8 protein-coding genes are annotated in these 13,026 nt (G+C 50.7%); 3 read left to right on the forward strand and 5 right to left on the reverse strand.

Annotation, left to right across the window (positions count from 1 at the left end):
- Positions 1-43 precede the first annotated feature (43 nt).
- The 3 genes from GQF01_RS28115 to GQF01_RS28125 are packed head-to-tail and all read right to left on the reverse strand — an operon-like array spanning position 44 to position 2,478.
- Complete coding sequence (locus tag GQF01_RS28115; protein ID WP_161410264.1) at positions 44-1,021, reverse strand: MBL fold metallo-hydrolase; 978 nt, start codon at positions 1,019-1,021, stop codon at positions 44-46.
- Between the two features lie 10 nt (positions 1,022-1,031).
- Complete coding sequence (locus GQF01_RS28120) at positions 1,032-1,793, reverse strand: class I SAM-dependent methyltransferase (RefSeq protein WP_235960584.1); 762 nt, start codon at positions 1,791-1,793, stop codon at positions 1,032-1,034.
- The gene (locus GQF01_RS28125) at positions 1,780-2,478 is read right to left on the reverse strand and encodes a DUF6483 family protein (RefSeq protein ID WP_161410265.1); all 699 of its coding nucleotides are present in this window, start codon (positions 2,476-2,478) and stop codon (positions 1,780-1,782) included. Before GQF01_RS28125 ends, GQF01_RS28120 begins: the two co-directional genes overlap by 14 nt.
- Before the next feature lie 194 nt (positions 2,479-2,672).
- On the opposite strand from GQF01_RS28125, the gene GQF01_RS28130 reads away from it, so the two are divergent.
- Together GQF01_RS28130 and GQF01_RS28135 are read left to right on the forward strand one after the other, a co-directional pair.
- Positions 2,673-2,894 (forward strand): helix-turn-helix domain-containing protein, encoded by a 222-nt coding sequence (locus GQF01_RS28130; protein WP_028556998.1) that lies wholly within the window; start codon positions 2,673-2,675, stop codon positions 2,892-2,894.
- 193 nt (positions 2,895-3,087) lie between these two features.
- Complete coding sequence (locus GQF01_RS28135; protein WP_161410266.1) at positions 3,088-3,273, forward strand: hypothetical protein; 186 nt, start codon at positions 3,088-3,090, stop codon at positions 3,271-3,273.
- 1,053 nt (positions 3,274-4,326) lie between these two features.
- Here GQF01_RS28135 and GQF01_RS28140 read toward each other — a convergent pair.
- On the reverse strand, positions 4,327-6,357 hold the full coding sequence (locus GQF01_RS28140; RefSeq protein ID WP_161410267.1) for an S-layer homology domain-containing protein: 2,031 nt from the start codon (positions 6,355-6,357) through the stop codon (positions 4,327-4,329).
- Between the two features lie 200 nt (positions 6,358-6,557).
- Between GQF01_RS28140 and GQF01_RS28145 the strand changes: the two genes are divergently transcribed.
- Positions 6,558-10,910 carry a DEAD/DEAH box helicase gene (locus GQF01_RS28145; RefSeq protein ID WP_161410268.1) on the forward strand — a complete coding sequence of 1,451 codons (4,353 nt, stop codon included), beginning with the start codon at positions 6,558-6,560 and terminating at the stop codon, positions 10,908-10,910.
- A 9-nt stretch (positions 10,911-10,919) separates the two neighbouring features.
- On the opposite strand, the gene GQF01_RS28150 is transcribed toward GQF01_RS28145, so the two are convergent.
- Positions 10,920-13,025 carry a molybdopterin oxidoreductase family protein gene (locus GQF01_RS28150; RefSeq protein ID WP_161410269.1) on the reverse strand — a complete coding sequence of 702 codons (2,106 nt, stop codon included), beginning with the start codon at positions 13,023-13,025 and terminating at the stop codon, positions 10,920-10,922.
- Position 13,026 lies beyond the last annotated feature (1 nt).

Below are 13,026 nucleotides of genomic sequence, written 5' to 3' on the forward strand. Positions count from 1 at the left end.
TCAACCTTCGCTCAACAAGCGCAGTTGATGTGCTTTTATTCATTTAGCGGCTAATTGCCACGTAGTGAACAAGCTCCGCGGCAGGATCGACCTGCTGGATGCGTCCCTCCGCTTCCAGCAGGATGAGGTGAGCGATCGTCTCCGACAACGCGAACCTCATCTGATGCACGCTGAGCCGGTCTCCGAAGGTCGCGCGGCATACCTCATAAGCGCTAAGCGGCGCGCTTAGCTGATCCTCCATGAGCGCAAGCCGCTCATGATGGTGGCGCACCAGCTCCTCTGTGCGTGCGCCAAAGCCAGCCCAAGGCTCCCGGTGCCCCGGGTAAGCCATCTTGACTTGCAGCCTGCCGATCTCCTGCAGGCTGCGCAAGTACTCGCCGAGCGGGTTTTCTTCCACCTGCGGGAGGAAGGAAACGTTCGGCGATATTTGCGGCAGGACGTGGTCGCCGCAAAAAATCACCTCCGCCTCAGCGTCGTAGAAGACCAGGTGACCCGCGGCATGGCCGGGGGTCTCAATGGCTTCGTACACGCGGTTCCCGAGGCGCACAGGGCCCTCTCGCAGCAGTGTAACCTGCGGCTGCGGGGAAACCAAGTCGACGAAGCTCACCATGTGCTTCGTCATCTCTGCCAGCCCGGCTTCCGGGAAGCCATGCCGGGCAAAAAGCGTCAGCAGCCGCTCCGACATCGGCTGCTCAGGCCCCCACAGGAGCTGCACTTGCGCGTACCCGGTCTCCGATAAGAGGACCGGCGCGCCCGTGCGCTCCTGGAACCAACCGGCCATCCCGTAGTGATCGGGATGGTGGTGGGTGAGCACAATCTGCTCGATGTGCTCGAAGCCGATCCCGCGCTCCTGCAGCACCTGCAGCCAGAGCGCTTCCGCATCCGGGGTATGCAGTCCCGGATCAATGACGGTGTAGCCTAAGCTGCCGCGGACTAGATAAGCGTTCACCCAGCGCAGCGGAAAAGGCAGCGGCACCTTCACTTGCGTAATTTCATCTGTATGTTCAGTTACAATGTCCATCTGCGAGTAGTCATCCTTCCTTATGCCCTACAAAAATCATCCGGCACGATACATCAGCCTCATAAGCATGACCGTCATAACTGCCGTATACGTGATCAATATGTAAACCTGCCTTTTGCAGCATGACCTCGAACGCCGTTCGATCGTATAATTTCACCTGTTCCAGATACCGCCGTTCAGGACCGCCCTGCTGTGATATCACAATTCGCTTCCGCACGCAGCCATCTTCAATGGCTCTCGTTTCGAGAATTTGAATATCTCCCTCCACTCGCTGTGATTGCGGAACCAGATGGGTTTGAACATAAATCGGATTCAGGAAATCGATAATAAAACGACCGCCCTCTTTTAAAAGACGATTCATCTCGTAAAAAACCTTAGCATTCTGGTCTTCCTCGTCAAAATATCCAAATGATGTAAATAAGTTCACAACTGCATCAAACTGATGCCCCAGGGGCACTTCCCGCATATCACCGCGGACCCAAGTCACACGTTTCTGCTTATCCAATAGTACAGCCTCATTCAAAAGCACTTCAGACAAGTCAACACCTGTAATTTCGTATCCAAAATCAGCCAAAGCCAACGAGTGACGTCCCATCCCGCAGCACAAATCCAATACCTCGGACCCTTGTTTCAGGTCAAGCCAATCCATCATTTTTTTCACTTCATGCTTAGCGCCTTGCATATCCCGATGCTTATAAACTAATAAATAATCATTCCCAAAGCTTTCCTGATACCAAGCCATTGTATCACCTGCAATTCTATTTATAATCATTAGGAGTTTCAAAAGAGTCCAATTTCTGCTGTACCTGTCGCAAGCTATCGGCGGCTTCTTCCTGACTAAAGTTGCCAGCTTCGAGCAAACCTTCTTCCTTATCTAACAGTGTTCTATAAAAGGCAACACCTTGCCACAGGAACTCCGATTGGTCCGGATGGTCCTCCATATAATGAAACAGCACGTCCTCAGCCTTCGCGTAGTCGCCTTGTTTGTCATAATGGGTAAAAAGCAACCTTTTCATATCCTCCGGAACCATCCATGCCCTAAGCCGATCCAGACTGGTTTGTATGCGAGCAGTTACCTCTAAATTCTCATCATCCTTAGGATTAACCTCAGGAGAAAGAGACAAGTGGAGCAGTAAATCAAGAGATTTTACATACGCACGGTATGCCTCATCCGTTTGATCATGCTGCTTCAGCAGATCTCCGTGGCCAACGAACATATCTCCAATGACCATCGCTTTTGCAGTATCCAAATTTCCGTTATAAGAAAGCAGCTCTAGGATATCCTTGCTTGATAAAGCTTGTAATGAACGAACATTGAGCCCCAGTAAATGCCGACTAGCTTCATCCAGCTGCTGCTGGGCATCTGCCAGTGGAATATGTTCTTTATTAAAAAGAATGCGATGCAGTACCTGAGTCATTTGCTCAATCTGCCGCATAAAATAGTCACGTTTGAACATTAGAACATCCTCCTTTGCCCAAATGATAGTCCTCGTTTCAGCTTACCATGCCTCGGATAGAAACTCAAAAGCAGATATCGCCTATTTTTGCGCATAGTCGCACCATTGGCAGCAGCCCTTCATAAACTAATTTTGACTGTATCCCTTAACCTTGTATTTCCCAATACCCGAGCAAGGAGGGGTGACACACATCCATGGGCAGCGACCACAAAAACAAATTTCTACTTACGAACCGCGAACGCGAAGTATTCGAACTATTAGTGCAGGACAAAACGACGAAAGATATCGCACAGCAGCTTTTTATCAGTGAAAAAACTGTGAGAAATCATATCTCCAATGTCATGCAAAAGCTGAACGTAAAGGGTCGTTCACAAGCGGTTGTAGAACTGATCAAGCTTGGGGAATTAAAGATCTGATTCCGTCAGCAGAGGGATCCATGTAAGCCTTCGAGGCCTCCTATTGGAGGATTCGAGGGCTTTTATGTGCTTACGGGCAGCGTGAAAAAGTGAACGTTTTGTTAACCCAACGTTTCGACAGTAAATGATCTTAGGCATGTACTATGATAATAACTAACAAGTACATCACACCTTTAGGGGGCTATTTCAATCCATGATCGAAATGATTACCGAGCAAAAAAATGTGTTTTCCTTGTCAGAACTCCTGAATGTGGAACCAGGCATTCTTTATCGTCTCTGCCAGTATATTGAGTCAAGGGGCCATCATTTCACGAAATCAGAGGAAGGCGCCTTCCAATTCAATGATAATGATATTGCTGTGATTTTAGCCCATTATTAATGGGCTTTTTTGTTGCTTGGCGGTATGTCAGGTGGAGCGAGGACGGTGTGGGGTTTTGGATGGAGCCTGCGAGGTCCAGGAGCGCATTGGGAGAGCTTTGGGGAGAGCTCCGTTTGGGTGTTTAGCCTGTCTAACAGCGCAACGGGAAAATGACCCAGCTTGCACGTCAGTGAGACGTCCCTTTCGGATGTCTCAGAGCAATTCTACGTCTTACCGGCTCGTGAGAGAGCCTTTTTCTACCGCTCACGCCGCATTGCCCCCGTTTTCGGGGGCAATAGTGCTTGAGGCAGACTTTTCGGATGTCTCACAGCCTGCCCACAACCTCCACATTGTTGAGACAGCCTTGTCCGCATTCTCAATCAAACGCACTCTGAGAAATTATCTTACCCATGTCATGTAAAAGCTGAACACATACGAAAACCATGACGGATCAAACGCCGTCATGCTGTAGTGCTAGCTACTTCACTAACCCCCACCATCCAATCACACCACTCACCATACTGCCAACTTCCACTCAACTGCCAATAACAAATATCAAAATCCCTAGCCTTGAATCAGGCTAAGGCTTTACTCAAAGTTTTCTTAGGGAACTTGAGTCCTCTACTTGATGAAAACCGAGCTGTTTCTTCGCTGAGCAGAACTACAGGGTCTTATCCCATGCCGATGCGGAAAATGCCCCTTTTCGCGGAAATGAAGGACTATAGTTCCCGCGCCTCTTTCAATTAACTGGAAATTCTACCGCTAAATCGTGGCGAAACACACTACAGGCATGAATAAATGGAATTTCTCCAGTTCATGCGGGCGATTTAGCTTGGAAACAGGTTATAGAAGCGAATTAACAGGAGTTTTTCCAGTTATTAGGCATATTTAGCAGGAGCTCACTTGAAATACAGGGAGTTTTTCCAGTTATTCGATTCGGTGGCGCCATAAAAAAGAGGCTGCCCCTAGTCATCCAATGACCGAGGGAGCGCCTCTTTTCGAACCTTTTGGGACAGCCTACTTTTCTTCTCTCTCTTTTTCTACCTTTTCCCTATCTCCCTCAATCCACCACTATCACTTAACCGTTATAGAAGTCACAATCTTATTCGAGCCCTTCAGCTGAACAAGCCGTCCTTCCTTAAACAGCGCCAAGTTGCCGGAAACAGTCACACTAGAAGCAACTTGATACACGGTCGTCTGATCCTTGCCGTTAATCGATTGCACGATCGTAATCGTGGCAAGACCGCCTTGCGCATTAAGGGTCGTTCCTTTTAATTTCCCTTGCAGATCAAAAGGCAAATTCTCGTCGACCAATTTCGTAACTTCAATGTAGATAACTTTATTGTCCGAGGTGCGAATATCAACTTCGTCGCCTACTTTAAGGTCAATGGCTCTAACCTTCACGCCACCACGATAGACGATGACATCCGGATGCAAAGCAAAAGCGGTTGTAACACCCGACTTCGTGAGCTTCAATTCATTGTTGCTGACTGCAGCGCTAACGGTGCCGTTGTTCGTGATAGGCTGCACCATTTTGGTCACTTCAATATAAATGACTTTGTTCTCCGAGGTGCGAACGTTGACTTCATCCCCAACTTGAAGTGCAGCTAGAGCCACTTTCAAGCCATTGCGATAAACGACAACATCAGGATGCAGCGCTATTTCAAAATTGTAGTTATCCTTCTTGAGTTTAATCACATTATTCGCCACAGCTGCCGTGATTGTTCCGCTATTCGTAATCGCTTGCGCCGTTTGTGTGACTTCAATAAAGATCACTTTATTGTCCGATGTCCGAACATTCACTTCATCGCCAACCTGCAGGGCAGAGGCAGCAACTTTTACCCCATTACGATAAATAACGACTTCTGGATGCAGCGTATAGTCTGTTGTAACTCCTGATTTGGTAAGCTTCAGCACATTGTTGCTAACGACCGCTGAGACTGTACCGCTGCTCGATATTGGAACAACCGATTTGGTAACTTCAACATAGATGACTTTGTTATCCGAAGTGCGAATGTTGATTTCATCCCCAATTTTCAGCTCATACGGGTTCACTCTCACACCATTACGATAAGCGACAACATCCGGATGGAACTGCAAAGATGAGGTAACACCCGATTTGGTAAGCGTCAGAGTATTGTTGGCAACCACTGCGCTGACGGTACCGCTGTAGATGACGGTTTGCACAGGTTTGGTGACTTCCATATAAATAATTTGATTGTTAAAAGTCCGCACACTCACTACGTCTCCAGCTTGTAAGTCAGAAGGACTGACTTTCACGCCGTTTTTGTAAATGTAAACATCTGGATGCAAGGTAAAAGTTGATGTCGTACCTGAAGTTGCCAGCACTACTGTGTTTCCGTTAACAACGCTGTTTACAGTTCCCGTTAGTGTATTATTCCCTTGATCCGGTAATTGACCGCCTGTACGATCAAGCAATGCCGCAAGCTGAGCCCGAGTAACCGGCTGATTCGGTCTGAACGTATTATCTTCGAAGCCATCGACTAGGCCTTTTTCAATGGCCACAGCGACATAACCAACAGAACCTGCTGGAATTTGCTTCGCATCCTTGAACGGCAGGGTCGTGTTCATTTTCGCTTTGGCCTGAGCGTCCAGCTTCAGTGCTTTGACCAAAAGCGTTGTCGCCCATAACCGATCGCCTTCTTTCTGAGGCTGAACGGTGTCGTCATTTTCGGAAAATAAATCATTTTCTAACGCAGTCGCTACATACCCTACTGCCCACGTTGGAACTTGATTGGCATCCTTAAAATTGAGATGAGTGCTCATTTCGGTTGAAGATTCTGCTTGGCTGCGAAGCCCCATGAGACGAACGGCTGCTGTAATCGCTTCAATGCGTGAAACGGTGTTTTGCGGTTTAAATGTACCATCCTCGTACCCCTCGAACACACGCTTCGATGCTAAACTTGCGATATAGCGTATGGCCCATTCTGCGGTTTTCAAATCATTAAACGTGAGATGGATTTCGACTTTTCCGTTATCTTTCCGATTGCCATTACCATTGCCATTGTCAGTGGCTAGAACGGCTGTACTGCTCCCCATGATCGTTACGAAAGCAAGGCCTGTCGCGACTACTTTTTTGAACATCAAGCTTCAACACTCCTTCACCTTAGATAACTGCGTGTATCAGTTAACAGATCAATTCGTTGAATTGGTTATTTTTAGGAGGGTGGGCTTTTATTTTCCTTTCATTTTTTCTCATTATAGGCCCTGCAGGAGCATGTCATTGGCGAAAGCGCCTACATTATGCTATGTTGGAAGAAATTATGAGCAAGGGAGCGAGCGAAATGAAGGCACATGCAGAGGGACCTCTCTCTCATTTTCACCCAATTCTGAAAGAGTGGTTCCGTTCACGCTTCGGCGAGCCCACCGACGTACAGAAGATGGCGTGGCAAGAGATTGCCGCCAGAAAGCATACCCTCATCTCGTCTCCTACGGGTTCAGGTAAAACATTAGCAGCCTTACTGCCTTGTATGGACGGTGTTGTGAAAAAGAAACAAGCTGACGGTGAGCCCTACGCACCGGGTGTTCGCGTGCTGGTGGTTACGCCGCTAAAAGCGCTGAATAATGATATTCATGATCATTTGTTTCATTTTATGACGGAGATCGAGGAGCTTGCTGCCTCTTTTGACAAGGACACCGCCTGGCACGGACTGCGTGTCGGCGTTCGCACCGGCGATACCACCCAAAGTACGCGAGCTTCTATGTTGAAGCATCCGCCTGATCTGCTGGTGACTACGCCAGAGTCACTCTACCTGCTGCTTACCTCGCCGCGCGCAAGAGAAATGCTCAAGAGCGTGGAACAAGTCGTCATCGACGAGATTCACGATCTGGCAGCGGATAAGCGCGGGATGCATTTGTCCCTGACGCTGGAAAGGCTAGACCTGTGGTGCGGCCGCTCCGTGCAGCGGATCGGCGTCTCCGCCACACAAAAGCCTATTGAACGCGTCGCACGTTATCTCGGCGGATGGGAAGAGGACAAGCCGCGCCCTGTCGCGATTATCGAGAGCAAAGCCGAAAAGCACTACGCCCTGCAGGTGACGATGCCTGAGCCGGCGCGAGCAGGAGTGGATAAAGAGGCCATCTGGACGCCTCTTGTAGAACGTGTACTGCAGCTAATGGAAGGCTGCCGCACGGTACTCATCTTCGCCAACAGCCGCAGGCTGTGCGAGCGGCTAACCCTGCGTCTCAATGACCATGTCGGTCATGAGATCGCGCGAAGCCATCACGGCAGCGTAGCCCGCGAGATCCGGCTCGAGGTCGAGCGCCAGCTCAAAGCCGGCGAGCTTCGCTGCCTGGTCGCTACCTCGTCGCTGGAGCTCGGCATCGACGTCGGCCATGTCGATCTGGTCATCCAGATCGACTCGCCTTTCACCGCTGCCGCAGGCATCCAGCGGATCGGCCGCGCCGGCCATGCCGTCGGCAGCATTAGCCGCGGCGTGCTGCTCGCGCGCAGCCGCAGCCTGCTGCCGGAGCTCGCCGTGCTCAGCCGGCGGATCGCCGCGCGCGACATCGAGGCCATCCGCATCCCGCGGGGCAGCCTCGATGTACTGGCGCAGCAGCTCGTCGCGATGACAGCGCTGGGCGACGAGCTGGATGTCGCGCTCCTCGCGCGCCTGCTCGCGCAGAGCGACTCCTTCCGCGAGCTGCCGCAAGAGCGCTGGCTCGCGATGCTGGAGGTGCTCGCGGGCCTCTACCCCTTTGCGCGTCCGCTCATCGCATGGGACCGCGAAACCGGCCGCTTGCAGCGCGTAGCGGCCTCACAGATGGCCGCGCTGACCGGCGCGGGCACGATTCCCCAGAGCACGGCTTATCCCGTGCATCATAACGAAACCGGCCTTCATCTGGGCGAGCTCGATGAAGAGTTCATTCATGAATCGTCGATTGGCGACGTATTCCAGCTGGGCACGGCTTCGTGGCGAATCGTCCGCAAGCGTCCGGAACGCATTTATGTGCAGGAAGCCGAGAACCGGTACAGCGAGATCCCCTTCTGGCGCGGGGAAACTGGCGGAAAATCCTATCAGCTCGGAGTTCAGACAGGACTGCTTTGGCGCGAGCTGCGCGATCGTTTGAACACGCAGTCTCATACAGAAGGAGATGTCTCTGTCCAAGAATGGCTCATGGAGCAGTACTTTTTTGATACTGAAGCTAGTCATTCTCTAATAGGGCTCGTTCGCAACCAAATTGCGGTCAATACCGTACCAACGGATCAAACCGTTGTGATTGAGACCTTTGCGGATGAGCAGAACCAAACCCACTATGTGCTGCACAGCTTATTTGGGCGCAAAATAAACCGTACTTGGCTTATGGCCTTAGAAAAGCATCTGGGAAACAACGGACATTCAGCCATCTATACAAATGCGAAGGATAATGGGATCGAGCTGATTTTTCCAAGCTATCAAGAATCCGCCCTGTATGCCATCATGTCCCTTTCTTATAATGAAGCGGAACATTTGGTCATCGGAGCAGTAGCTGAGTCCGGCATGTTCGGTGCGGCCTTCCAGCGGCTTGCAGAAACCTCCCTGCTTCTTTCCCGCAGTTTCACGCGGATGCCCGCTTGGCTCAAGCGGCTTCGAGGTCAGGAGCTAATGAAAGAAGCACTGCCCTACAAGGAGCGATTTCCACTTTTTCAAGAGGCCATGCGTGAATGCTTGGAGGAGCATGTAGATTTAGAGCATTTGCAAAGTATTCTGGACGAGATTCATGCCGGTGAAATCCACTTTGCCGTTCATCGCAACCACTTTCCCTCCCCACTGGCGGCTCAATTTCAATCTGACTATGTGGCCCAAAAAATATACGAATCCGATAGCTTATCACAGGATTTGCAAGTCGAATTACTAGGCTTCAGCCGGCAGATGGCAGCCGATATTTTTGGAGCAGAGACCGTACGCAATGCCATAAGTCCTCAAGTCCTCGAAGCCGAAGAGAACAAGCTTTCCGGGACGGAAGAAGCGTGGACGTCAGCTCAGTCTGTCTTTCGTTATTTAAAAGAACGCGGGGATGCTTCCCTCTCCGAGCTCGCCAAGGCTGGCTCAACCACCGAATCCTCATCTGAGGCCTGGATGAATGCCCTGCTTGAGCAAGGCCAAGCCGCAGCCACTCCCTTCACAGGCGAGCCGCGTTATATATGCCGCGATGAAGTCGAATTCTATGCTTCGCTCACCATAGATCCTCTCTCCAGAACGTTCATCTTCCAAAGATATGCAGACGGGAGACTGTCTTTCACGGCTGAGGAGCTTGCGGATCGCTACGAAATGGACGCTTCGATCGTTGAACGCTGGATCGAGGAAGCTGTCGCTGCCCGCCTGTTGGAGTCTGCACCTTTCGCTGATCCTGAATTGGAGTCACTTTGGACAAGCAGCAAGGTCGCTTCTCGCTTAATACGCCAGTCGCTGCAGATTCTCAGACGCGAGAGCTCGGCGATTCTTCCGATCACCTATCTGTCCCATATGCCGCTTATGCACAAGCTTACAGGTCGGACAGATGTTCCAGGAATGGAGCAGCTGCGGCAAATAATCACGGATTTGCAAGGCTTTTTCCTGCCCGTTTCACTGTGGGAGTCCGTTTTCTTCCCGACAAGGCAGTTAGCCTACCGGAAACAGGATTTAGATATGTTATGTTCATCAGGCGAGATTTTTTGGATGGGTCATAAAGAGGAGGGTGAAAAAGAAGGTCGTATCGCTTTCTTTCTCGCAGAAAGCCCCGCACTTTTCGAACCCTGTCTTGCTGGGACGCGCCATAGACCCGCTTCTTCTCCTGAGCTACTAGGCCTCATGGAAGCCAAAGGTGCCGTTTTTCTCAGTAAGCTTGGCCTTGAAACTGGCAGGACCCCCTCCCTTTTATTAGAAGAGTTACTCCAGCTCGTCTGGGAGGGTCAGGCGGCTAACGATCAGTTCGCGCCGCTGCGGCTTCATGCCACAAGCACTTCCTCTTCCAAGAGAGGGGACAAATTCCAATCCGGACTTGGCCGTTGGTATGCCTTAAGTACACTGCATAACGCCGCCTTCGATAAACAAGCTTCATCTATGCAGTGGACGCATCATCTGTTGGAGCGTTATGGTCTCATTACCAAAGACCTCGTCGCTGCGCTTTGCCCCTTTCCATGGGAAGCGATTCATACCGCTTTGCGTCAATTGGAAGAATGGGGACTAGTCGTGCGAGGTTTGTTCATTGCCGATTTACATGCGCTCCAATTCGCAACGAAAGACTTTATTCGTCTGCTGCATCAGCCAGCGGCACAAGCTTCTGACCATCCGTCTTCCTTCACGTTAGTTAGCGCTGTCGATCCGGCTAATCCTTTTGGATTGCTTGTCCCCTGGCCTGATAAGCCCGATATTTCCTTCTCACGCAAAAGCGGCAACTACTTAGCTCTCAAAGGCAGCGAGTGGTTGTACTGGATCGAAAATAACGGGAAACGCATCTATCAGCTAACTGCACAGAATGACGACTTGGCGGAGGCTGCTCACGAGCTCAAGCTCATGTTCCGGCAATTGCTTAAACAACATCAGCTGCGCAAAATCGTTATCGACACTTGGAACGGGGTTCGTATCTCCGATGCGCCTGAACAGGAAATTCTTAAGTTTCTAGGCGCAGAAAAAGACCGTACCAGCTTAGTTCTTTGGCCTAGCCAACTAAGCTGATACGGTCCTCTACGCACGTTCCACTTGTACAGCACATATTTTAAATTCCGGCATCCGGCTCGTCGGGTCGAGCGCATCGTTCGTCAACACATTGATGGAGTGCTCATCCCCCCAATGGAAAGGGACGAAAACGGTACGAGGCTGGATACCCTCGGTTACCTTAACTTCGAAAACAAGAGAACCTCGGCGGCTTGTAAGGCGGATTTTGCTATCCATGCCAAGCCCGATTCGCTTTGCTAGCCATGGATGTATTTCCGCGACGGGAACGGGAGCTTTCTTGTGCAGAGCTTCCGTCCGGCGTGTTTGTACACCGCTCAAATAATGGTTCGCCAGCCGGCCTGTGGTCAGAACGAATGGATACTCGCTATCGATCGGCTCTGCTGGCATTTTCGGCTGAATGCCGAATAACTTGGCTCTGCCATCCGGATGATGGAATTGTTCGGTGAATAAATACGGTGTTCCCGGATGATCAGGCGTTGGACATGGCCAGAATAGCCCTTTTTCTGCTTGCAGCCTTTGGTACGTGATGCCGCTGTAATCAGCTTTCCCGCCTGCGGTTGCGGCTGCCAGTTCGCGAAACACGTCTTCGATGCCTTCATATTGAAAGTACATTCCGCGCCCTAATGCTTCTGCCAACTCGCAAATAATATGATAGTCGAGCTTGCTGTTACCTGGCAGCTCCATTGCTTGGGGACGATGGAACACACGCCCCTCCAGATTGGTCATCGTACCTTCCGCTTCTGCGAAGGAAGAGCCAGGCAGGATATAGTGAGCATAACGCGCCGTTTCCGTTTCAAACATATCCACAACAACAAGCAACTCCAGCTTTTGCAGCGCCCGTTCCACCATGCGGTTATTCGGACTTGAGACTAGGGGATTGGATCCAAGCACAAGTAACGCTTTGATTTCACCCTCGTCGATCTTCTTCAGCAGTTCGTAGGCGGAGACTCCTTTACCAGGAAGTTCGCTGGGATCAATCCCCCATATTCTTGCGACATGCTCACGCGCAGCAGGGTCTTCAATAGAGCGATAGCCAGGCAATTGATCGGCCTTTTGACCATGCTCGCGACCGCCTTGACCGTTTGCTTGACCGGTTACGGCGCCATAGCCGCAGCCCTGACGCCCTATTTTGCCCGTGACCAAGGATAAATTAATATAATTAAGCGTATTCTCCACACCATTCGATTGCTGTTCCAGCCCTCTTGCCGTTAGAACGATTCCCGTATCCGCCTTGGCGAAGCCGCGAGCAATGGTACGAATCACAGGCTCTAGAACACCTGTCAGCTCCTCCACTCTCTCTGGCGTGAAAGATTTCACCGCTTCCTTCAAGCTCTCGAGGCCCGATGTGCGCTCCTGAATGAAATGTTCATCAACGAGCTTCTCTGCCAACATGACATGCAGAAGACCATTAACAAACACAGAGTCGAACCCAGGCTGCAAACGAACATGAATATCAGCAACCTTGGAAGTCATGGTATTGCGTGGGTCAATCGTAACAATGACTGCCCCTTTCTTCTTCGCTTCAAGCAGATACGGCATCATGGTCGGCTGACATTCAGCAATGTTTGTACCAGCTAGTATGATGTATTTCGCATTCGGAATCTCAGACAAAGGCATCGACATCCCTCGGTCAATGCCGAAGGCTTGATTGGAAGCCGCTGCTGCAGAGGACATACAGTAACGGCCATTGTAATCAATATATTTACTTTTCAAAGCAACCCGAGTGAACTTGCCGAGCAAATAACAAACTTCATTGGTTAAAGACCCGCCGCCGTATACGCCAATTGCATCTGCGCCATGTTCCGCTTGCAGTCTTTGGATGCGCATCGCAATGTCGCCATAGGCGTGGTCCCATGTCACATTTTGCCAGCGCTCTGACCCGCTAGTTGCCTTTGCCAAAGGCTCGAGAATACGTTCAGCATGAAAAACATGATCTAAAGCGTTCAGCCCCTTTTGACAGAGACGACCAGTGGCAACCGGGAAATTCGGGCTTGGTTTGGTGATGAGACCGGATGTTTTGTCGCTTATGACAATCTCAAGCCCGCACTGCATGCTGCAAAAGCAGCAATGCGAGGAGGGTTGATCTTTCGCTATAGTTAGTAATGGTGATCTCATG

The organism is Paenibacillus silvestris, from assembly GCF_009882985.1.
Lineage (GTDB): Bacteria > Bacillota > Bacilli > Paenibacillales > NBRC-103111 > Paenibacillus_E > Paenibacillus_E silvestris.

Excerpts from the sequence above, each read along its gene's own strand:
- GQF01_RS28150 (WP_161410269.1), bottom strand. The coding sequence starts at position 13,025 with ATGAGATCACCATTACTAACTATAGCGAAAGATCAACCCTCCTCGCAT.
- GQF01_RS28145 (WP_161410268.1), top strand. The coding sequence starts at position 6,558 with ATGAAGGCACATGCAGAGGGACCTCTCTCTCATTTTCACCCAATTCTG.
- GQF01_RS28120 (WP_235960584.1), bottom strand. The coding sequence starts at position 1,793 with ATGATTATAAATAGAATTGCAGGTGATACAATGGCTTGGTATCAGGAA.
- GQF01_RS28140 (WP_161410267.1), bottom strand. The coding sequence starts at position 6,357 with ATGTTCAAAAAAGTAGTCGCGACAGGCCTTGCTTTCGTAACGATCATG.
- GQF01_RS28130 (WP_028556998.1), top strand. The coding sequence starts at position 2,673 with ATGGGCAGCGACCACAAAAACAAATTTCTACTTACGAACCGCGAACGC.
- GQF01_RS28125 (WP_161410265.1), bottom strand. The coding sequence starts at position 2,478 with ATGTTCAAACGTGACTATTTTATGCGGCAGATTGAGCAAATGACTCAG.
- GQF01_RS28115 (WP_161410264.1), bottom strand. The coding sequence starts at position 1,021 with ATGGACATTGTAACTGAACATACAGATGAAATTACGCAAGTGAAGGTG.
- GQF01_RS28135 (WP_161410266.1), top strand. The coding sequence starts at position 3,088 with ATGATCGAAATGATTACCGAGCAAAAAAATGTGTTTTCCTTGTCAGAA.